The sequence below is a fragment of the Arthrobacter sp. Bi26 genome (genome assembly GCF_918697925.1).
Lineage (GTDB): Bacteria > Actinomycetota > Actinomycetes > Actinomycetales > Micrococcaceae > Arthrobacter.
Window position 1 is genome coordinate 1 of sequence record NZ_CAKKMF010000058.1, and the last position, 19453, is coordinate 19453.

At 66.9% G+C, this 19453-nt stretch carries 19 protein-coding genes; 6 read left to right on the forward strand and 13 right to left on the reverse strand.

Features of this window, described 5'->3' with window-relative positions; translation table 11 throughout:
• Together LQV16_RS15320 and LQV16_RS15325 are read right to left on the reverse strand one after the other, a co-directional pair.
• A partial coding sequence (locus LQV16_RS15320) for a hypothetical protein (protein ID WP_229994760.1) occupies nucleotides 1–705 on the reverse strand: 705 nt, incomplete at its 3' end.
• A gap of 484 nt (nucleotides 706–1189) precedes the next feature.
• Nucleotides 1190–1618, reverse strand: a complete 429-nt coding sequence (locus LQV16_RS15325; RefSeq protein WP_229994761.1) for a PLD nuclease N-terminal domain-containing protein — start codon at nucleotides 1616–1618, stop codon at nucleotides 1190–1192.
• 130 nt (nucleotides 1619–1748) lie between these two features.
• Here LQV16_RS15325 and LQV16_RS15330 point away from each other — a divergent pair, with 130 nt between their 5' ends.
• A complete protein-coding gene (locus LQV16_RS15330; RefSeq protein ID WP_229994762.1) occupies nucleotides 1749–2072 on the forward strand; it encodes a DUF4229 domain-containing protein in 324 nt (107 codons plus the stop codon).
• 114 nt (nucleotides 2073–2186) lie between these two features.
• On the opposite strand, the gene LQV16_RS15335 is transcribed toward LQV16_RS15330, so the two are convergent.
• The 5 genes from LQV16_RS15335 to LQV16_RS15355 all read right to left on the reverse strand — a co-directional run bounded on the left by LQV16_RS15335 (nucleotide 2187) and on the right by LQV16_RS15355 (nucleotide 6612).
• Nucleotides 2187–3068: a 1,4-dihydroxy-2-naphthoate polyprenyltransferase gene (locus tag LQV16_RS15335; protein ID WP_229994763.1), complete on the reverse strand. Its 882-nt coding sequence runs from the start codon at nucleotides 3066–3068 to the stop codon at nucleotides 2187–2189.
• 60 nt (nucleotides 3069–3128) lie between these two features.
• A complete protein-coding gene (locus LQV16_RS15340) occupies nucleotides 3129–4274 on the reverse strand; it encodes an AMP-binding protein (RefSeq protein ID WP_229994788.1) in 1146 nt (381 codons plus the stop codon).
• Between the two features lie 23 nt (nucleotides 4275–4297).
• Nucleotides 4298–5251 (reverse strand): 1,4-dihydroxy-2-naphthoyl-CoA synthase, encoded by a 954-nt coding sequence (locus tag LQV16_RS15345; protein WP_229994764.1) that lies wholly within the window; start codon nucleotides 5249–5251, stop codon nucleotides 4298–4300.
• Nucleotides 5252–5272: 21 nt separating this feature from the next.
• Complete coding sequence (locus tag LQV16_RS15350) at nucleotides 5273–5713, reverse strand: VOC family protein (RefSeq protein WP_229994765.1); 441 nt, start codon at nucleotides 5711–5713, stop codon at nucleotides 5273–5275.
• 137 nt (nucleotides 5714–5850) lie between these two features.
• The gene (locus LQV16_RS15355) at nucleotides 5851–6612 is read right to left on the reverse strand and encodes a CPBP family intramembrane glutamic endopeptidase (RefSeq protein ID WP_229994766.1); all 762 of its coding nucleotides are present in this window, start codon (nucleotides 6610–6612) and stop codon (nucleotides 5851–5853) included.
• A gap of 52 nt (nucleotides 6613–6664) precedes the next feature.
• Between LQV16_RS15355 and LQV16_RS15360 the strand changes: the two genes are divergently transcribed.
• From LQV16_RS15360 to LQV16_RS15380, 5 genes are all read left to right on the forward strand, one after another.
• Nucleotides 6665–7633 (forward strand): metal ABC transporter substrate-binding protein, encoded by a 969-nt coding sequence (locus LQV16_RS15360; protein ID WP_229994767.1) that lies wholly within the window; start codon nucleotides 6665–6667, stop codon nucleotides 7631–7633.
• Nucleotides 7630–8478 carry a metal ABC transporter ATP-binding protein gene (locus LQV16_RS15365; RefSeq protein ID WP_229994768.1) on the forward strand — a complete coding sequence of 283 codons (849 nt, stop codon included), beginning with the start codon at nucleotides 7630–7632 and terminating at the stop codon, nucleotides 8476–8478. The genes LQV16_RS15360 and LQV16_RS15365 overlap by 4 nt, the downstream gene beginning before the upstream one ends.
• Nucleotides 8479–8481: 3 nt before the next feature.
• Nucleotides 8482–9357 carry a metal ABC transporter permease gene (locus LQV16_RS15370; RefSeq protein WP_229994769.1) on the forward strand — a complete coding sequence of 292 codons (876 nt, stop codon included), beginning with the start codon at nucleotides 8482–8484 and terminating at the stop codon, nucleotides 9355–9357.
• A gap of 100 nt (nucleotides 9358–9457) precedes the next feature.
• Nucleotides 9458–11107 (forward strand): ABC-F family ATP-binding cassette domain-containing protein, encoded by a 1650-nt coding sequence (locus LQV16_RS15375; protein WP_229994770.1) that lies wholly within the window; start codon nucleotides 9458–9460, stop codon nucleotides 11105–11107.
• Between the two features lie 266 nt (nucleotides 11108–11373).
• Nucleotides 11374–12831: an amino acid permease gene (locus tag LQV16_RS15380; RefSeq protein ID WP_229994771.1), complete on the forward strand. Its 1458-nt coding sequence runs from the start codon at nucleotides 11374–11376 to the stop codon at nucleotides 12829–12831.
• Nucleotides 12832–12868: 37 nt separating this feature from the next.
• Here LQV16_RS15380 and LQV16_RS15385 read toward each other — a convergent pair whose 3' ends face one another.
• The 6 genes from LQV16_RS15385 to LQV16_RS15410 are packed head-to-tail and all read right to left on the reverse strand — an operon-like array spanning nucleotide 12869 to nucleotide 19305.
• On the reverse strand, nucleotides 12869–13702 hold the full coding sequence (locus LQV16_RS15385; protein ID WP_229994772.1) for an HpcH/HpaI aldolase/citrate lyase family protein: 834 nt from the start codon (nucleotides 13700–13702) through the stop codon (nucleotides 12869–12871).
• Nucleotides 13687–14472 (reverse strand): 2-oxo-hept-4-ene-1,7-dioate hydratase, encoded by a 786-nt coding sequence (hpaH, locus tag LQV16_RS15390; protein ID WP_229994773.1) that lies wholly within the window; start codon nucleotides 14470–14472, stop codon nucleotides 13687–13689. The genes LQV16_RS15385 and hpaH overlap by 16 nt, the downstream gene beginning before the upstream one ends.
• Nucleotide 14473: 1 nt before the next feature.
• A complete protein-coding gene (gene hpaD, locus LQV16_RS15395; RefSeq protein WP_229994774.1) occupies nucleotides 14474–15562 on the reverse strand; it encodes a 3,4-dihydroxyphenylacetate 2,3-dioxygenase in 1089 nt (362 codons plus the stop codon).
• A gap of 40 nt (nucleotides 15563–15602) precedes the next feature.
• Nucleotides 15603–17117: a 5-carboxymethyl-2-hydroxymuconate semialdehyde dehydrogenase gene (gene hpaE, locus LQV16_RS15400; RefSeq protein ID WP_229994775.1), complete on the reverse strand. Its 1515-nt coding sequence runs from the start codon at nucleotides 17115–17117 to the stop codon at nucleotides 15603–15605.
• A 9-nt stretch (nucleotides 17118–17126) separates the two neighbouring features.
• Nucleotides 17127–17831 carry a GntR family transcriptional regulator gene (locus tag LQV16_RS15405; protein WP_229994776.1) on the reverse strand — a complete coding sequence of 235 codons (705 nt, stop codon included), beginning with the start codon at nucleotides 17829–17831 and terminating at the stop codon, nucleotides 17127–17129.
• Nucleotides 17824–19305 carry a fumarylacetoacetate hydrolase family protein gene (locus LQV16_RS15410; protein ID WP_229994777.1) on the reverse strand — a complete coding sequence of 494 codons (1482 nt, stop codon included), beginning with the start codon at nucleotides 19303–19305 and terminating at the stop codon, nucleotides 17824–17826. Before LQV16_RS15410 ends, LQV16_RS15405 begins: the two co-directional genes overlap by 8 nt.
• Nucleotides 19306–19453: the final 148 nt, after the last annotated feature.

Sequence of the window (19453 nt, forward strand, 5' to 3'; positions counted from 1 at the left end):
CCATTGGGTCAATACGACGACGCGCCACCCGGCATCCCTGGCGTTCTCATCCCGGAAGATGTCGCTGCGACGCTGGGCCGGACTGGCGTGATGCCCGCCGTCGTACTGAATCGCGATCTTTTCTTGCTCGTAGGAGAGGTCCGGGTCTTGGATCCAACCGCCGGTCTCGTTGAACATGGGGACGTTGATCCCCGGTTCGGGCAGGCCATGTCGAATCAGAAGTAGCCGGAGTTCGGTCTCTTTGGGGGAGTCCGTGTCGGCGCGTATCAGGGAGCGGGCACGCATAGCGCTCCGGTAGCCCGCCCTGCCTTGCTTCCCGGCGAGGAATGCGTCCAGCTCATCGATGGTGGTCAGTGGATTTCTCCGCCGCAACAGGAAGTCCCCGGCAATCACCAATTCATCGAGGCTCAGGATGCCGGCGAGATCGAACCACGTCCGCAGCGGGGAGGTGCAGCTCACCCTGGCCCCGGGCACGATCTCCCCCGGTTCAAGTGACTGCTGATGGCCCACCACATTCTTATGCCGCACAGCCCGATGGCCCGGCCGACTCGTCAGATGGACGACAGCCAGATTCTCCAAGGCCTGCGGCAGAGGAAAACCCCACAGCACTGCCGCAGACAGATGACTCACGATTGCGCCCGTCACGGCCGTCAGGGCATGCACGCGTTCCAGCAAACTATCTGGGGTGGCGGCGGTGGCGCGCACTCCGTAACAGGGGCTGACGAGATCCCGGGCCCGGGTCCGGCGTCGGCCCAGCCCGGCACTGCGGGCCTCGGCCACGGTGAAGGGCCGGTTTCGAAGATGTGGGGGAAGCTCACTGGGCTGGCGCATACGAGCATTCTGCGCCGACGCCGAGAGTGCTCGGAGGTTATCCACAGAGCGGGCAGGGTGTGGGGGAGGAGTGGACCGTGGAAGCTGCAGGCGCGGGCGCGGATGAGCGGCGGCCGTTTGCCGGGGATGGCCGCTTTGAGGCGGGGATTCCGGCCATCTGGGGCGAATGGCCGCAGTTAGGATGCCCGGTGGTGGGGGATGGCCGAAGACGTACGGGACGCCTGGGCCCGGTGCGGGGACACACTTGGCAAGCTGCAGTCGCGGATGAGCGGCGGCCGTTTGCCGGAGATGGTCGCTTTGAGGCGGGGATTCCGGCCATCTGGGGCGAATGGCCGCAGTTAGGAAAGCCGGAAAGGTGCTATTTGACTTCGTCGGTGCCTGGCGTTCCGGCGTCACCGGGTTCATGGGCATCGCCGGCGCCCTCCGGGCCGCCGGCCTCCGCGCTGCCGGCGTCGGGCTTGCGATCCTTGGCGTCGAGTTCTTCCTTGAGCTTCTTGAGCCTCTCGGCCTCGGCCTGGTGGCGGTGGCGGATTTCAAGGTTGCGGAGGAATTCGGGGTCGTCGTCGGGCGCTACCGGGTGGCTGTAGGGGACCGGTGCGGTGTCCGTGGCGCGGGGGCGCCCAAGGAGGAACCACAGGGTGGCGCCGACCACGGGGAGGAGAATCTGCACGAAGATCCAGGCGGTCTTGGAGATGCCCCTGGTCAGCCGCGCGTCAGTGCGGATGAGGTCGACCAATCCATAGACAAATACGGCCAATATGACGATCGGAACCACTACACGGAGCATACCTTCAGTCTAGCCGTCGGGCGCCTCGACGGCGCAGGTCACTGTGTCCCGGTGCACGCCGCCGGCGCCGCAGCGGCGGGGAGCAAGGTGGCCGAAGCAGCGCCGCTGTCCTGGCGGCTAAACTTGAGGGGTGGCATTCCTCAAATACACCCTGATTCGGCTGGCGCTGTTTGCGCCCTTGTTTGCGCTCTTCCTCTACTTGCAGCTGGGGGTGCTCCTGGCTGCCCTGTGCGCCGGGATGATGTCCTTCGCCATCAGCTTCCTGTTCTTCCAGAGGCAGCGCGACGCGGCCACGGCGACGCTCCACCACCGGTTCTCGGGCAAGGCCAAGCCGATGCGCAGTGCCGGCGAGGTGGCTGACGCCGAGGTCGAAGACCGCCTCGTGGACGCGAACCCCGACATTGCAGTCCGCACGGACAACCGCCCCAAGGATTCCCAGCAGCCAGGGTCCTGAGCCCCGGCCGTCATTTCAAGCAGTCCTTGAAAAGTCGCGGCTCTGAGCCCCGGCCGTCTTTTCAAGCAGTCCTTGAAAAGTCGCGGCTCGAAGCCGCGGCTCAGAGCCCCCGGCTTAGAACCCGTGGCTGAGGACGAGTCCGATTGAAAACAGCGCGGCGAAGCCGAGGTTGATCAGTCCGGTCTGCTTCAGGACGGGGATGAGGCTCTTTCGGCGCCGCCCGGCGATCATCAGCCAGGACGGCATGAGGCTGGCGGGGATCAGCAGCAGCACGATCAGCATCCACGGCCGAGCGGGGGCCAGGACGATGACCAGCAGGATCGCGACGGCGAGCATCAGCACGTAGCTTTCGCGTGCGTGCTTGTCCCCGAGCCGGACGGCCAGGGTTTTCTTTCCCGCCTTTCTGTCGGTCGGGATGTCGCGGACGTTGTTGGCCATCAGCAGCGCACACGCGATCAGCCCGGTGCCGATCGCCCCGATGATGGCGGCGAGGCTGAGCTGCCCCGCCTGCGTGTACGTGGTGCCAAGCGTTGCGACGAGCCCGAAGAACACAAACACGAAGACGTCGCCCAGGCCGAGGTATCCGTACGGGTTCTTGCCCCCCGTGTAGCCCCAGGCGGCCAGCACGCAGCCGAGGCCGACCAGGATGAGCCACCAGGCCTGCGTGATGATCACAAGGATCAGGCCGAACAGCATCGCCAGCCCGAACGCCGCGAACGCGGCCCGTTTGACGTGCTCCGGACTCGCGGCCCCCGAGCCCACCAGCCGGAGGGGACCCACCCGGTCCTCATCCGTGCCGCGGATGCCGTCCGAGTAGTCGTTGGCGTAGTTGACGCCGATCTGCAGGAGCAAGGCGACCAGGGCCGCCAGCACGGCGTTCAGCAGGATGAACGAATCCATCTCGTAGGCGGCTGCGCTGCCGATCAGCACCGGTGCGATCGCAGCCGGCAGGGTGCGCAGTCGGGCGCCTTGGATCCATTGTGCGGCTGTGGCCACGGTCAGTACCTCGTTGATTGGTTGAATACCCGTTGGTTGGTTGAATAGCCAGCGGCTTGTTTATTTTCCCTGATGGAGCGCATCAAGCAGGACCGTCATGCCCAGGCGGTCCGGTTTGCCGTTGGGCAGCATGAGCAGTTCCGCCGCGGGCAGGACCGTTTTCGGGGCCAGCGCGCCCAGCGCGGGTCCCCAGGTTTCGTTCCGGCGGGCGGCGAACGCCGCCATGCCTTCCGGGGAACTGTCGCCGACGGCGACGTACGCGGCCAGGGCGTGGCCCCACTCGGCGGAGGGCACACCGGCGACAAAAGCCGCCCGCACGCCGTCGAGTTTTTCCAGCTCAGCCTGGACATAGGCGGCGGAAACCTTGACGCCGCCGGTGATGACGACGTCGTCGGCCCGGCCGAGAACGGTGAGCCGGCCGTCAGCGTCCAGTTCACCGAGGTCATTGGTCCGGTACCAGCGGATGCCGTCCTCTTCGATGAACGTCGCTGCCGAGAGCTCGGGGGCCTGAAGATACCCGGCGGCGACGGTTGCCCCGCCCAGCAGGATGCGGCGGTCGTTCTCCACGCGGACCAGGACGTCTTCGAGCGGCAAACCGTCGTACACGCAGCCGCCGCAGGTCTCGGACGAACCGTAGGTGGTCACCACGCGCGCTCCGGCGTCCCGGGCCGCGGCGAGCAGCTCGGCAGGGGCGGGGCCGCCGCCGAGCAGGATGGCGTTGAAGCGCCGCAGCACCGCCAGCGTCTCGGCTGAGGGCGCGTCCAGCAGCCTCTGAAGCTGGGTGGGCACCAGCGAGGTGAAACGGATCTTGTCCGTGAGCTCCAGCGCCGCGGCGGTGAAGGCCTCCGGCGTAAAGCCGCCGGACAGGTCCATGACCCACGGGCGGGTCCCGGCAAAGAGCGAGCGGACCAGCACCTGTACCCCGGCCACGTACTGGACGGGGAGGGCCAGCAGCCACTGGCCTTCGCCCTTGAGCGCAAAGGCGGTCGCCACGGACGAGGCCGCCAGGGCCTCGACGGTGAGGACGGTCGCCTTCGGCGCGCCGGTGGACCCGGAGGTCCGCACCACGACGGCCGCGTCCTCGATGCCGGCCGTGTCAGGGAATCCCAGCACCGGTGAGCCGTCCGGCCCGGCGGAGAGTTCGACGGCGGGACCCTCGCCGTGGAGGGCAGCAGCCAGCGCCTTGAGCGCGGGCTCGATGTTCATGGCTCCGGAAGTCACAATGCGCCTTAGAAGTAGTACGGGAACGCGGACCAGTCGGGATCGCGTTTCTCGAGGAAGGCCTCCTTGCCCTCCACGGCCTCGTCGGTCATGTAGGCCAGGCGCGTCGCCTCGCCGGCGAAGACCTGCTGGCCGGCCAGGCCGTCGTCCGCCAGGTTGAACGCGAACTTGAGCATGCGGATGGCCTGCGGGGACTGCCGGGCAATGTCCGCGGCGTACTCCAGGGCGACCTCCTCAAGGCGTCCGTGGTCCACGGCCTCGTTCACGGCGCCCATCCTGACCATGTCCTCGGCGGAATATTCGCGGGCCAGGAAGAAGATTTCCCGGGCGGCCTTCTGGCCGATCTGGCGGGCCAGGAGGGCCGAGCCGTAGCCGGCGTCGAAACTGCCCACGGTGGCGTCGGTCTGCTTGAACTTTCCGTGCTCACGCGAGGCGATGGTGAGGTCCGAGACGACGTGCAGGGAGTGCCCGCCGCCGGCCGCCCAGCCGTTGACGACGGCGATGACCACCTTGGGCATGGTGCGCATGAGCCGCTGGACTTCCAGGATGTGCAGCCGGCCGGCGCGGGCGGGGTCGATGGTCTCCGTCGTTTCCCCGTTGGCGTACCGGTAACCGTCACGGCCGCGGATCCGCTGGTCCCCGCCGGAGCAGAACGAATGGCCGCCGTCCTTGGGGGAGGGGCCGTTTCCGGTGAGCAGCACGGTGGCCACGTCCGGGGTCATCCGGGCGTGGTCCATGGCGCGGTAGAGCTCGTCCACCGTGCCCGGCCTGAAGGCATTGCGGACCTCGGGGCGGTCGAAGGCGATGCGCACGGTGGGCAGGTCCCGGACCACAGAGCCGTCCGCCCCACGCTCCACCTGCCGGTGATAGGTCATGTCCTGGAAGTCGTCGAAACCGGACACGGTGCGCCACCGGGTGGGGTCAAAGACGTCGGATACCTTGGCGGGGATTTCGTTGCTCACAGTCCGAGTCTAGTAATCGCGTCAGCTGATGCAGAACTCGTTGCCTTCCGGGTCCGCCATGGTGTGCCAGGAATGCGGTCCCTGGCTGGCGGTCCAGAGGAATGTGGCGCCGCGCGCTTCAAGGGCGGCCCGCACGGCATCCTTGTCTGCGCCCGCGAGCCTCACGTCCCAGTGGACCCGGTTCTTGACGCTTTTTTCTTCCGGGACGATCTGGAACAGAATGCGCCGGGCGGGCGATTTGGCGTCGAGTTCGTCTGGCGGGCGGATGGCGGCGCCCTCGCGCCACACGAGCTTGCCATGGTGCATCGTGGTGTCCGCCTCGGTAGCGAAGCCCTGATCGATCATGGAGTGGATGAAAACCTCATCCTGTGGCTCCACCGCCCATTCCAGTGTTTCAGCCCACCAGTCGGCGAGCTCGTGCGGGTTTTTGCAGTCCACAGCGATCTGGATGTTCAGTGTCATGGAAAGAACCTACGACGTCGGCGCCCACGCCGGAAGGGTCCGGACCGGCATATCTCCCGCTGTTTCCAAACAACGCGGGGTCACGCACGAACCCAGTGTGCCCCGCATGGGCCGCAAGTGACCCCGCGTTGCTTTGGCTAGCCCTGGACCTGCTGCAGCTGTTCGAGGACTTCCGGCGGAATCGCGTAAATGAAGATGACCGCGAGGAGGTTTTTGGAGGCGTGGACGAAGTAGGAGAACATCACGTTCTTCCCGGTCCAGACATACACGAACACCAGGACGGCGCCCATGGCGAGGTAGGGCATCAGCACCTGCAGGGTCATTTGTTCCTGGCCCACGATGTGCAGGGCCCCGAAGAGGACCACGGACAGGACACAGCAGACCCAGAGGTTGACCCGGCGGCTCAGTTTGCCGATCAGCAGATGGCGGAAAATGTATTCCTCGACGAACGGTCCCACCATCACCAGCAGGGGCACTATGAGCCAGACCGGGACCTGCTGCATGAGCGCCTGGAGCCCGGCCTGATTGGCGGAGGTCTGCACCGGCCCGCTGACCGCCACGAGAACCGCGGTGAGGGTAAGCATCACCACGACGGCCAGCGGCACCATGAGCGCCGTGAACCAGGGCCGTGTGGCCAGGACGCGGAGGTCCCGGACGGCAACGCGCCGCGCGGCGGTCAGGGCAAGGATGCCGATAGTGGCGTAAAAGATCAGGTTGACCGCGTAGGACGCCACCGCAGGATTGGGCGATATCTGCAGCAGCAGCGGCGCCAACAGCCCGCCCGCCACGGCGAACAATCCGGCCACAGCAACATAGAGCCCAACGGTGACGAAATCGAGCCGGGAGAACCGGTAAAGTTCCGGCTGCGGCGCGGGTGGTGTGCGGAGAGCTGTGCCCATGTCCCCAGCCTAGCGCCGCGGCAAGGTTGCGCAGTCACGTACAATATTCGGCATGCCTAAATTTTCGTTTCGGTGCGCCAAAGTTGTCCGCCGATCCCGTCCCGTTCGCGCCGCCGGAGCCGCCGTCGCTGCCGTTCTTCTCTGCCTGTCCCTGGCCGCGTGCGGGAGTGCCGGCCAGGGCCAGGGGTCCGGGGACGGGAAGCCCGTAGTCTTGACCACCTTCACCGTCCTTGCCGACGTGGCCCAGAACGTGGCGGGGGACAAGCTGCAGGTCGAATCCATCACCAAGGCCGGCGCTGAGATCCACGGCTACGAGCCCACCCCCGGCGATATCCGCAAGGCAGCCAAGGCGGACCTGATCCTGGACAACGGCCTGAACCTTGAAGCGTGGTTTGCCCAGTTCGTTGAAGGCCTGGACGTTCCGCACGCCGTGGTGAGCGAAGGCGTGGAGGTGATGTCCATCAGCGAAGACTCCTACCAGGGCAAACCGAACCCGCACGCGTGGATGTCGCCGGTCAACGTGCAGATCTATGTGGACAACATGGTGAAGGCGTTCTCGAAGCTCGACCCGGACAACGCTGCGGTCTTTGAGGCGAACGGCGCGGCCTACAAGGCCAAGCTGCAGTCCGTGAAGGATGAAATGGTCCAGAAGCTGGCGACTGTCCCCGAGGCGCAGCGGGCACTCGTGACGTGCGAGGGCGCGTTCTCTTACCTGGCGCGCGACGCCGGCCTCCGGGAGGTCTACATCTGGGCCGTCAACGCCGAACAGCAGGCCACCCCGCAACAGATCACCAAGGCGATCGAATTCGTGAAGGCCAACAAGGTCCCCGCAGTCTTCTGCGAGTCCACGGTGTCGGACGCACCGATGCGCCAGGTGGAGGGAGCCACGGGTTCGACGTTCGGCGGGGTGCTGTACGTGGATTCGCTCTCCGAATCGGACGGGCCCGTCCCCACGTACCTGGACCTCATCCGGCACGACTCCAAGATCATCACCGAGGGCCTGACAGGAGCGGCATCATGAGCAATCCGGCGATTCTGGTGGAAAACGTCACCGTCCACTACGGCGAGGTCCTGGCGCTCGACGCCGCGTCGCTGTCCCTTGACACTGCCCGGATCTGCGGCCTGGTGGGCATGAACGGCTCCGGCAAATCCACGCTGTTCAAGGCGATCATGGGAATGATCAAGCCCGACGCCGGCCGCGTCCTCATCAACGGTGAACCGCCCGCCAAGGCGCGCAAGGCCGGCGGGATCGGCTACGTCCCGCAGAGCGAGGACGTGGACTGGCAGTTCCCGCTGTCCGTCCGCGACGTGGTGATGATGGGCCGCTACGGGCACCAGGGGTTCACCCGCCGCGCTTCCAAGGCGGACCGCGCCGCCGTCGACCTCGCCCTGGACCGGGTGGAACTCTCCGAGTTCGCCGGCCGGCAGATCGGCCAGCTTTCGGGCGGGCAGAAGAAGCGTGCCTTCATGGCCCGGGGAATCGCCCAGGGAGCCACCATGATGCTCCTGGACGAGCCGTTCGCCGGCGTCGACAAGCGCTCCGAGGCGACCATCACGCGCCTGCTCAAGGAGCTCGCCTCGGACGGCTGCACCATCCTGATCTCAACCCATGACCTTCATGCCCTGCCGCAACTATGCGACGAAGCCGTGCTCCTGATGCGCAAAGTCCTCATGCACGGCCCGCCCGAGGTCGTCCTGCAACCCGAGCACCTGGCCATGGCATTCGGCCTCGACGTGCTCAACCGCGACCTCCCCGGCGCGGCCGACCCCGACGACGGTCTCACCGCCCCGGATCCCGCTGACCGGCAACTCACTGACCCGGATCTCCCTTACCGGGCCGCATCGAAACCACAAGGCAGGAGCTGACCCATGGATCTCTTCGACATCCTGCTGGAACCGCTGAGCTATGACTTCATGGTCCGTGCCATCATCACCACGGCGCTGGCTGCGATTGTGTGCGCCGTGCTGAGCTGCTGGCTGGTGCTGATCGGCTGGTCACTGATGGGCGACGCCGTCTCCCACGCCGTGCTGCCGGGCGTGGTGCTCGCCTACATCGTCGGGGCGCCCTTCGCCCTGGGAGCGCTGGTATTCGCGCTCATTGCCGTGACCCTGATCGGGGTGGTCCGCAACACGAGCCGGGTGAAGGAGGACGCGGCGATCGGGATCGTCTTCACCTCACTGTTCGCCCTGGGCCTGGTGCTCATCTCCGTCACACCGAGCCAAACGGACCTGAACCACATCATCTTCGGCAACCTGCTCGGCGTCAGCATCCCGGACCTCATCCAGGTTCTTGTGCTGGGCGTGGTCGCCTTCACCATCCTGATCCTCAAGCGGCGCGACCTGACGCTCTACGCCTTCGACCCCACGCACGCCCACGCGATCGGGCTGTCCCCGAAACGCCTCGGAGCCCTCTTGCTGGGCCTCCTGGCGCTGACCTCCGTCGTGGCGCTGCAGACCGTGGGCGTGGTGCTGGTAGTGGCCATGCTGATCATCCCCGGCGCCACGGCCTACCTGCTGACGGACCGGTTCTCCCGCATGCTCGTGATCGCGCCGGTCATTTCCGCGGTGTGCTCCATCGCCGGCATCTACCTCAGCTATTACCTCGACACCGCCTCCGGCGCCATGGTGGTCCTGACGCAGGGGGCCGCCTTCGCCGCCGTCTACCTGTTCAGCCCCCGGCAGGGCCTGATCGGGACGCGGCTGGCGAAGGCCCGGCGCAAGAACGCGGTTGTGCTCGCGGCCTGAGCCCGGCCGACGGCGGCAGGCGCCTCAGCGGTGGTCGTCGGTGCCATACTGAGGACGCAAGCCGCCGCCGGCAGGCTGGGCAACTACTTGCGAGGACTCCTTGAGCGAACATCTCCGCCTTTCGGGCGTATCCCATGGCTATGGGGACCGCCAGCTCTTTGCCGACGTCGACATTGCCATCACAGCCGGTGAACATGTGGCGATCGTCGGCGAGAACGGCGCGGGCAAATCCACGCTGCTCCGGATCTTGGCCGGGCTCGAGGCCCCGGACGAGGGCACCGCTGTCAGCCACGGCCGCGTGGGCTATCTGGCCCAGACCCACGGCCTGCCGGATCAGTTCACCGTCAGCAACGCGATCGACGCCGCACTGGCATCCCTCCGCGCCCTGGAGGCCGAGCTGGACCGCCTGGAGGGCGGGCTTGCCGACGCGGAAACCGGCGAACTGGAGCGCTACGGAAACCTGCAGACGCAGTACCAGCTCAGGGAAGGCTACGCCGCGGAATCCCGGGTGGAGGCGGCGCTGGACCGGCTGGGCCTGGGCGGGCTGGACCGGATGCGGACACTGGGCTCGCTCTCCGGCGGGGAACAGGAACGCGTGGCACTGGCCTGCGTACTCGCCGATCCCGCGGACATCCTGCTCCTGGACGAACCCACCAACCACCTTGACGCCAGCGGCACGGCCTGGCTGGAGGCGCGGCTGGCGGCGCACCGCGGAACCGTGGTGGTGGTCTCCCACGACCGCGTGCTGTTGCGAAAAGTGGCCACAACCGTGATTGAGGTGGATGCCGAACGCCGGACGGTCAACCGGTATGGCAACGGCTACGAAGGCTACTTGCGGGAGAAGGCGGCCGAACGCCAGCGCTGGGCCCAGCAGTACCGCGGGTGGCTGGACGCGATGGCTGCCGAGCAGCTCCAGGCGGACACGGTCGCGGGGAAGATGGGCTACGCCCGCCAACGCGACGGCGACAAAATGGGATTCGACTTCAAGGCCGGCACGTGGCAAAAGGCGGCCACCAGCAAGGTCCGCAATGCCCAGGAGCGTCTGCGCCGGCTGGAGGCAAACCCCGTCGACCGTCCCCCGGTGCCCCTGAAGCTGGCGACGGATCTGCGGGCAGACGTTGCGGAGGGCCCCGCTCTCGAAGCGAAGGGGGTGACCGTGCCCGGCCGCCTGGAACCCACGGACTTCCGCGTCGAAGCGGGCCAGAAAATCCTCATCACAGGCCCCAACGGCGCAGGCAAGTCCACGCTGCTCTCCGTTCTCGCGGGCACGCTGGAACCGGCCAAGGGCACCGTGGTGAGGCACGGCCGGATCGGCTACCTGCAGCAGGAGCTGGAACTCCCGCAGCGCCCGGCGTTGCGTCTCTTGCCCGCTTTTGCCTCGGGCCTGGGCGGCAACATCGATGAGCACGCCGAGGCGCTGCTGCGCCTGGGACTGTTCCGGACCAGCGAATTCCACGTACCGGTGGGCAGCCTGTCCGCAGGGCAGCAACGCAGGCTGGCGCTGGCCCGGCTCCTGCTGGGCGGCTTCGGAACGATGCTGGTGGACGAGCCCACCAACCATCTGGCGCCCGTGCTGGTGGAACAGCTTGAAGCGGCCCTTTCCGACTTCGACGGGACATTGGTCATGGTCAGCCACGACCGCGCGCTGGGGGAGTGGTTCAACACGTGCGCCAAGCGAAGCGAAACCGGGCACGGGGCCGGCGCCGGAAACTGGCTCCGCTACGCCATGCGGGACGGCGCCCTGGCGTAGCGGAACGATGCGCCGGGATTTGCGGACTCGAAATAGAACATTGTTCGGCTATTCTGCAGATTTGGCGCCATTAATTAGGGATAGTACCCATCTGGTGTTGCCCGCGTCACGGCCAAGCCGGGAATTCTAGTACGATGGATGAGCCGCGCGAAGCTTTGACTTTGTGAGGTTCGGTACACGAGGCTGCCCCACCGGGCAGAACCCGAATGCTGTGTAACCGAATCCCGGTCCCGTCCCGGCCATAATTCGACCTACAAGGAACCGTTGTGCCATCACTTACCCCCACAGAACTCAAGAGCGCGCCAGCGGAATCCGCCGTCGACTCGACCCTCAGCGCCGAGGGCTATAAGAAGACCCTGAGCGGCCGCCACGTGACGATGATCTCGATGGGTGGCGCAATCGGCGTCGGCCTGTTCATGGGGGCCGGCGGACGCCTGGCCTCCACGGGCCCGGCGCTGATCTTCTCCTACGCCATTGCCGGCGTGATCGCCTACCTGCTCATGCGGGCACTGGGCGAGCTCATCATGTACCGCCAGACCTCGGGCTCCTTCGTCAGCTACGCCGGCGAAATGTTCGGCAAGAAGGGCGCCTTCCTCTCCGGCTGGATGTACTTCATCAACTGGGGCATGACCGGGATCGCGGAACTGATCGCGATCGGCCTGTACTTCCAGTTCTTCTTCCCCAATGTCCCGGTGGAAGCCTCCGCGATTGCCGCCCTGGCGCTGCTGGTGGCCGTCAACCTGCTCAGCGTCAAGGCGTTCGGCGAGTTTGAATTCTGGGCTTCCTGCCTCAAGGTTGGCGCCATCCTGATCTTCCTGGCCGTTGGCACCTTCATGGTGGTCACCAACGCCAAGGTGGGCGATGGCCACGCCTCAGTCGCCAACCTCTTTGCCGACGACGGCGGGATGTTCCCCAAGGGCGCCCTCGTGATGGTCCTCGTGCTCAACGCCGTGATCTTCGCCTACAACGGCATCGAACTCGTCGGCATCACCGCCGGCGAGATGGAAAACGCCAAGCGCGAAGTGCCCAAGGCGATCCGCGCCGTCGTACTGCGCATTGTAGTGTTCTACGTCGGTTCCGTGCTGCTGCTGGCCATGCTGCTGCCCTCCGACCAGTACAAGGCCGGCGTGTCCCCGTTCGTCACCGTGTTTGGCCAGATGGGCCTCGGCTGGGTGGGCGACGTGATGAACATGATCGTCATCACCGCCGCCCTGTCCTCCTGCAACTCGGGCCTGTACTCGATTGGCCGTGTCTTCCGCACCATGGCCAACAACGGGCATGCCCCGCAGTGGCTCACCAAGATGTCCAAGCGCCACGTACCGTACGCCGCCATCCTCGCGATCGCCGCTTTCTACCTCGTGGGCATCCTGCTGAACATCTGGCTGGGCGGCTCGCACGCCTTCGACCTCGCGCTGAACACCGCGTCCATCGGCGTGATCTTCACGTGGGGCGCCATCTTCGCCAGCCAGATCGCGCTGCGCCACCAGAAGGGCCGCGTCTCCAGCCTCCCCATGCCGGGCTCGCCCTGGACCAGCTGGGCCGGACTGGTCGCGCTGCTGGCCATCACCGTGCTGATCGGCTTCGACACCATGACCAGCAAGACCGGCGAGGTCTTCCACCTGGGCCTGTGGACCCTGGCCACCGTTCCGTTCTTCGCCCTGGTGCTGTGGCTGGGCTGGCAGAAGGTCAAGAACAACGCGCCCAAGAGCGAGCTCTACAGCTAGGACCCACCGGTCCCGTCGCGTTTAACGCCGCGGATCTTCAGTAGCTGGCAGGGGTGTCGGCAGGCCCCACCACCGGGTCCGCTGGGATGTAGTCGGCAGCGAGTGCCTCGGAGCCGCGGGCCAGGATGGACACATCGGCCCCGACCAGCACGAAGGCCGCGCCGGCTGCCATGTAGTGGCGCGCGGTGGCGGGGTTGAAAGCGTTCACGCCCGCGGGTTTGCCGGCCGCTTTGGCGGCGGCAAGGCAGTGTTCGACGGCGGCGCGCACCCGGGGGTGTTCCTGCTGGCCCAGCAAACCCATGGAGGCGGCGAGGTCTGAGGGGCCCAGGAAGATCGCGTCCACGCCGTCCACCGCCAGGATGTTCTCCACGGCGGCAACCGCGGCTTCGGATTCGATCTGGACGGTGACGCTGACGGTCTCGGAAGCGCGGGCGAGGTAGTCGGGAGTCCGGTTCCAGCGGGCGGCGCGCGCCAGCGCGGAGCCCACGCCGCGCACACCGTGCGGCGGGTAGCGGGTGGCCGCTACCGCGGCCTCCGCCTCGGCTGCCGAGTTCACCATGGGGATCAGCAGGTTCTGGACGCCGAGGTCCAGGTATTGCTTGATGAGCACCGTGTCGTTCACCGGCGGACGGACCATGGCCTGGACCGGGTAGCCGTGGACGGCCTGCAGCTGGGCCAGGATGGATTCGAGGCCGTTGGGGCTGTGCTCGGCGTCGATCAGGAGCCAGTCCAGTCCGGCACCCGCGCACAGTTCGGCCACCAGGGGGCTGCCGGAGCAGACCCACATCCCGGCCAGCGGGCGGCCGGCGCCGCCCGTTTGGTTGCGCAGGGCGTCACGGAAGGTGGGGTCTGGTTCTACTCGAAGCGGCATGTCACAACTCCCAGGGGTCCGTAGTCGGCGTGCACGGTGTCACCTTTGTACACCCAGAGGGGCCGGGTGAAGGAGCCGGCAAGGATGATGTCGCCGGCCTTCATGCCGTCCCCGTGGGCGGCGATCTTGTTGGCCAGCCAGTGCACGCCGTTGGCCGGGTGGTCCAGGACACCGGCGGCCACGCCGGTTTCCTCCACGGTCTGGTTCTTGTAGAGGATCGCGGAAACCCAGCGGAGGTCCACGGCGTCGGGCCGGACAGGGTTTCCGCCCACCACCATGGCGCCCATTGCGGCGTTGTCGGCGATGGTGTCCACGATGGTCCGGCCCTCCATCTCGATCCGGGAGTCCAGGATCTCGAGGGCCGGGACCACGTAGTCGGTGGCATTCAAGACGTCGAAGATGGTGCAGCCGGGACCGGCCAGGTCCTTCTTCAGCACGAACGCCAGTTCCACTTCGACCCGCGGGTGGGTGTACTGGTCCCACGGCACCGAGCAGCCGGTCTCCAGGACCATGTCATCGAAGATGGCGCCGTAGTCCGGTTCGGTGATGCCGGTGGCCGCCTGCATCGCCTTGGACGTGAGGCCGATCTTGCGGCCCACCAGGGCCCGTCCGGCGTCCTCGTTTCGGCGCCGCCACAGCTGCTGGACGGCGTAGGAGTCCTCCACCGTCATGTCCGGGTAGCGGGCCGTCAGACGGGGGACCGGTTTGCGGTTCCGACCGGCTTCCACCAGTTCGTCTGCGATCGCCTGGATGGTCGCGGGATCCAGCACGCTAAACCTGCGCTCCGAGCTTGAAGCCCGTCTTTTCTCCGGCGGGGCCGTCCTCTTCCTTGCGGGTGTAGGAGAAGCCGTCCGCGCCCACGGTCACGGCCATCTCGCTTTTTTCCTCACGGACAATGACGGGCTGCGGGTTGCCGTCGAGGTCCAGGACCAGGGACGCCTCGGTGTACCAGGACGGGACCACGGGATTGCCCCACCAGTCGCGGCGCTGGTTGTCGTGGACGTCCCAGGTGATGATGGGGTTGTCCGGGTCGCCGGTGTAATAGTCCTGCGTGTAGATCTCGATGCGGTGGCCGTCCGGGTCCAGGATGTAGAGGTAGAACGCATTGGAGACACCGTGCCGGCCGGGGCCGCGTTCGATCCGGTCGGAAATGCGCAGGGCACCCATCTTGTCGCAGATCTGGATGATGTTGTGCTTCTCATGCGTGGCGAAGGCAATGTGGTGCAGCCGCGGGCCGTTGCCGCCGGTCAGTGCGGTGTCGTGCACGGTCTGCTTGCGGTGCATCCAGGCGGCGTAGGTGACGCCGTCGGAGTCCTTGATGTCCTCGGACACGCGGAAGCCCAGGTCCTCGAGGTATTTGCGGCCGCGCGGGACGTCCGGGGTGACCTGGTTGAAGTGGTCCAGCCGGACCAGCTCGCCGGCCGAGTAGAGGTCGTAGCGCTGGGTGAGGCGCTCGACGTGTTCGGTCTCGTAAAAGAATTCGTAGGGGAAACCGAGCGGATCCTCGACGCGGACGGCGTCGCCGATGCCCTTGGTGAAGCCTTCCTTGCGGCGCTCGGTGCGGCAGCCCAGTTCCTTGTAGTAGGCCTCGGCGGCGTCCACCTCGGCGGGGGACTTCACCCGGTAGGCGAAGGCGGCCGCAGCGGCCACGGGGCCCTTGCGCAGCACCAGGTTGTGGTGGATGAACTCTTCCAGGGACCGCAGGTAGATGGTGTTCTCGTCTTCCTCGGTGACGTGCAGGCCCAGCAGGTCCACGTAGAACTCGCGGGACTTGGCGAGGTCCGTGACCACGAGTTCCAGGTAAGCGCAGCGGACGATGTCCGGGGCCGGGACGGTGGGGGTGGGGACGAAGTTGGTCATGGTGTTCTCTCTTCTTTGAAAGTGGGGGTGGTGTGCGCTGTCAGGCGCCGAATTTGGGGGTGTGGACGGTGCCGAGGGTGATGTGGACGGCCTGCTGGTCGGTGTAGAAGTCGATGGACCGGTAGCCGCCCTCGTGGCCCAGGCCCGAGGCCTTGACCCCGCCGAACGGGGTGCGGAGGTCGCGGACGTTGTGGCTGTTGAGCCAGACCATGCCGGCCTCGACGTTCTGCGAGAAGTTGTGCGCCCGGGTCAGGTTCTGGGTCCAGATGTAGGCCGCCAGCCCGTACCTGGTGTTGTTCGCCAGGGCGAGGGCTTCGTCGTCGGTATCGAACGGGGTGATGGCAACGACGGGGCCGAAGATCTCCTCCTGGAAGATCCGCGCGTCCGGGGCGACGTCGGCGAACACGGTGGGGGCGATGTAGTTGCCCTCCGGAAGGTGGTCCGGGCGGCCGCCGCCGGCCAGCAGCCGGCCCTCGGACTTGCCGATCTCCACGTAGGAGGCCACCTTGGCGTAGTGCTCCGGGTGGACCAGGGCACCGACCTCGGTCTTGGGGTCGTGCGGGTCGCCCACCACGATGTTCTTGGCCCGGGCGGCGTACTTGTCGCAGAATTCCTCGTACACCGCGCGTTCCACCAGGATCCGGGAGCCGGCGGTGCAGCGCTCGCCGTTGAGGGAGAAGACGCCGAACAGGGCGGAGTCGATCGCGGCGTCGAGGTCGGCGTCGGCGAACACGATGCACGGGGACTTGCCGCCGAGCTCCATGGACAGGCCCTTGAGGTTGGCCGCGGCGTTGCGGAAGATCGTCTGGCCCGTGGTGGTTTCACCGGTGAAGGAGATCAGCGGGACATCCGGGTGCTTCACCAGGGCGTCGCCTGCCTCCTCGCCGAGGCCGTTGACGAGGTTGAACACGCCGTCGGGAAGGCCGGCGTCCTTGAAGATCGTCGCCCACAGCGAGGCGGACAGGGGAGTGAATTCGGCCGGCTTGAGGACCACGGTGTTGCCGGTGGCCAGGGCCGGGGCGAGCTTCCAGGACTCGAGCATGAACGGGGTGTTCCACGGGGTGATGAGGCCCGCGACGCCGATCGGCTTGCGGTTGACGTAGTTGATCTGGGCGCCGGGGACCTTCATGGCGTCGTCGAACTGGGCCACGATCAGGTCCGCGAAGAAGCGGAAGTTCTCGGCCGCGCGCAGCGCCTGGCCCTTGGCCTGTGTGATAGGCAGGCCGGTGTCGAAAGTTTCGAGCTCGGCGAGGCGCGCCTCCTGGGCCTCGACGGCGTCGGCGATCCTGTTCAGGATCCGGGCCCGTTCGCGGGGCTTCATCTTCGGCCACGGTCCGTTGGTGAACGCGTCGCGGGCGGCGGCGACGGCGAGGTCGATGTCTTCCTTCTGGCCGGCGGCGGCGGTGGCGTAGTTCTGGTTGGACACCGGGTCCAGGACGTCGAAGGTCGCCCCGCCCACCGAATCAACGAATTCGCCGTTGATGTAGTGCTGGATGTGGGTGGGAAGGTCCTTCGGAACGTAGTGGGTCTGGGTGGATTCGGCAGTGAACGTCATTGTTTTTCCTTACTGCTGTGTGGTCTGCGGGGTCGGGAGCTCGATTGCCGCCGCCTGGGCGAGGTACGCGTCCAGGGTGGCGCTGCGGTGGCGGCGGGCGGCCTTTTCGATGTCATCCGGGCTGGCGCCGGACTCGATGAGCTGCAGCAGGGCCTCGTGCTCGTCCACGGATTCGTGGGCGCGGCCGGGGACGAAGCGGAACGTGGATGAGCGCAGGGACGCCAGCCGGTTCCAGCCCCGGTGCACGAGATCCAGGATGTGCGGGTTGGGGCAGTGCTCGAACAGGACGCTGTGGAAGTCCTGGTTCAGCCTGGTGAACCGGACGGGGTCGAAGTGCTGCAGGCATTCGCGCATCTCAGCGTTGACGGCCCGGGCGCGGGCCACGTCCGCCTCCCCGATCAGCGGAGCCGAGAGTGCTGTGGCGGCGCCCTCGACGATGCTGAGCGTCTGCATTGTGTAGAGGTACTCGGTGGGGTCGATGCCGGCCACCGTGGCGCCGACGTTCCGCTCGAACTTGACCAGGCCCTCGGCCTCGAGCCGGCGGATGGCTTCGCGGACCGGGACCACGCTGACACCCAGGTCCTCGGCGATCTTTGCCAGCACCAGCCGGTAGCCGGGGGAGTAGGTCCCGTCCACGATCCGCGACTTGATGGCCGTATAGGCCTGCTCGGATTTGCTCACTGTTGCAGTGGCCGTGGCGGCTGTGTCAGTCATGGGCTTTGCCGGCTTCCCATTCCTGGTAGCGGGTCCGCCATGCGGCGTTGAGCGGGTAGAGCCCGTCCACGCTGTGGCCCTGCTGCACCATTTCGGCGATGAAGGTCTCCTCGCGTTCCTGGGCGATGGAGTCGTCCGCGAGCTCTTCGGCGAGGGCCGGCGGGATCACCAGGATGCCGTCCGCGTCGGCCACGATGATGTCCCCGGGCTGCACGGTGGTGCCGCCGCAGGCGATGGTGATGTCCGTGTCCCACGGGATGTGCCGGCGGCCCAGGACTGCGGGGTGCGGGTTGGCATAGTAGGTGGGCATGTCCATGGCGGCCACGGCGGAGAAGTCGCGGACGCCGCCGTCGGTGATGATGGCGGCGGCGCCGCGGACCTGGGCGCGGAGGGCCAGGATGTCGCCGATGGTGCCGGTGCCCTTTTCGCCGCGGGCTTCCATCACGAGGATCTCGCCCTCGTTGACGGAGTCGATGGCCTTCTTCTGGGCGTTGAAGCCGCCGCCGTGGGCCTTGAAGAGGTCCTCGCGGTTGGGGACGTAGCGCAGGGTCCGGGCCAGGCCCACGATCCGCTGCTCCGGCCGGGTGGAGGTCAGGCCGTCGATGCTGACGTTGTTCAGGCCTCGCTTGCGCAGCTGGGAGGAGAGGGTGGCGGTGCAGACGCTTTCCAGCTTCGCCTTCAGTTCCGGGGACAGGATAGGTCCGACGGCGGCGAGGCCGGCGGCTTCACGGGAACCGTAGGCTTCCTCGCGCTGCAGATCGTCGGTCTTGGGCCGGGCGCCGAAGTCCGCGAACGGCGTCGTGCCTTCCGCCACCCGGGTGACCAGCCGGCCGGTAGAGAGAGCGGTGGGTTCGCCGGCGCTGACTTCCACCTCGACGACGTCGCCCGGCTTGGCCACCGAAGCCCCGGCGGGGGTGCCGGTGAGGATGATGTCGCCCTCTTCGAGGGTGAGCAGCTGGGACAGATCGGCCACGAGCCGGGCGAACGGGAAGAGCAGGTCCCCGGTGGTGTCGTCCTGGACCAGTTCGCCGTTGTGCCAGGTGCGGATCCGCAGTTTGGCGGGATCGACGGCGTCGGCCGCGATCAGGCCCGGTCCCACCGGCGTGAAGCCGTCGCCGCCTTTGGAGCGGAGGTTGGAGCCCTTGTCCGCGTAGCGGAGGTCGTACACGCCGAGGTCGTTGCTGGCGGTGACCCACTCGACATGGCTCCACGCGTCCTCGATGCCCACGCGACGGGCGGGCTTGCCGATGATCAGGGCGATCTCGCCCTCGTAGCCGAGGAGTTCGCAGCCGGCCGGGCGCTCCACGCTTGAGGGGGCTGCTGCCGAACCGATTGCCAGGGACGACGACGGCTTCAGGAAGTAGGAAGGCTGCTCGGGTGTGCGGCCGCGCTGGGCTGCCCGGCTGGGGTAGTTGATGTGCACCGCGATGACCTTGCGGGCCGCGGCCAGGATGTGGTCGGTGACCTGTTCCAAGAGTTACTCCTCATCGAGTACGAAATCGTATACGAAAACTATGGTCCGGGATCCGTGGAACGTCAAGCCCCTTTTCGGCAATTTCCAAAGTGCTTGTAACCCGCGTCATATCTGCCGTACAGTTTTGGATTGGGAATCAAAATTCTAT

Excerpts from the sequence above, each read along its gene's own strand:
- LQV16_RS15325 (WP_229994761.1), bottom strand. The coding sequence starts at position 1,618 with ATGCTCCGTGTAGTGGTTCCGATCGTCATATTGGCCGTATTTGTCTAT.
- LQV16_RS15340 (WP_229994788.1), bottom strand. The coding sequence starts at position 4,274 with ATGAACATCGAGCCCGCGCTCAAGGCGCTGGCTGCTGCCCTCCACGGC.
- LQV16_RS15350 (WP_229994765.1), bottom strand. The coding sequence starts at position 5,713 with ATGACACTGAACATCCAGATCGCTGTGGACTGCAAAAACCCGCACGAG.
- LQV16_RS15355 (WP_229994766.1), bottom strand. The coding sequence starts at position 6,612 with ATGGGCACAGCTCTCCGCACACCACCCGCGCCGCAGCCGGAACTTTAC.
- LQV16_RS15360 (WP_229994767.1), top strand. The coding sequence starts at position 6,665 with ATGCCTAAATTTTCGTTTCGGTGCGCCAAAGTTGTCCGCCGATCCCGT.
- LQV16_RS15365 (WP_229994768.1), top strand. The coding sequence starts at position 7,630 with ATGAGCAATCCGGCGATTCTGGTGGAAAACGTCACCGTCCACTACGGC.
- LQV16_RS15370 (WP_229994769.1), top strand. The coding sequence starts at position 8,482 with ATGGATCTCTTCGACATCCTGCTGGAACCGCTGAGCTATGACTTCATG.
- LQV16_RS15385 (WP_229994772.1), bottom strand. The coding sequence starts at position 13,702 with ATGCCGCTTCGAGTAGAACCAGACCCCACCTTCCGTGACGCCCTGCGC.
- hpaD (WP_229994774.1), bottom strand. The coding sequence starts at position 15,562 with ATGACCAACTTCGTCCCCACCCCCACCGTCCCGGCCCCGGACATCGTC.
- hpaE (WP_229994775.1), bottom strand. The coding sequence starts at position 17,117 with ATGACGTTCACTGCCGAATCCACCCAGACCCACTACGTTCCGAAGGAC.
- LQV16_RS15405 (WP_229994776.1), bottom strand. The coding sequence starts at position 17,831 with ATGACTGACACAGCCGCCACGGCCACTGCAACAGTGAGCAAATCCGAG.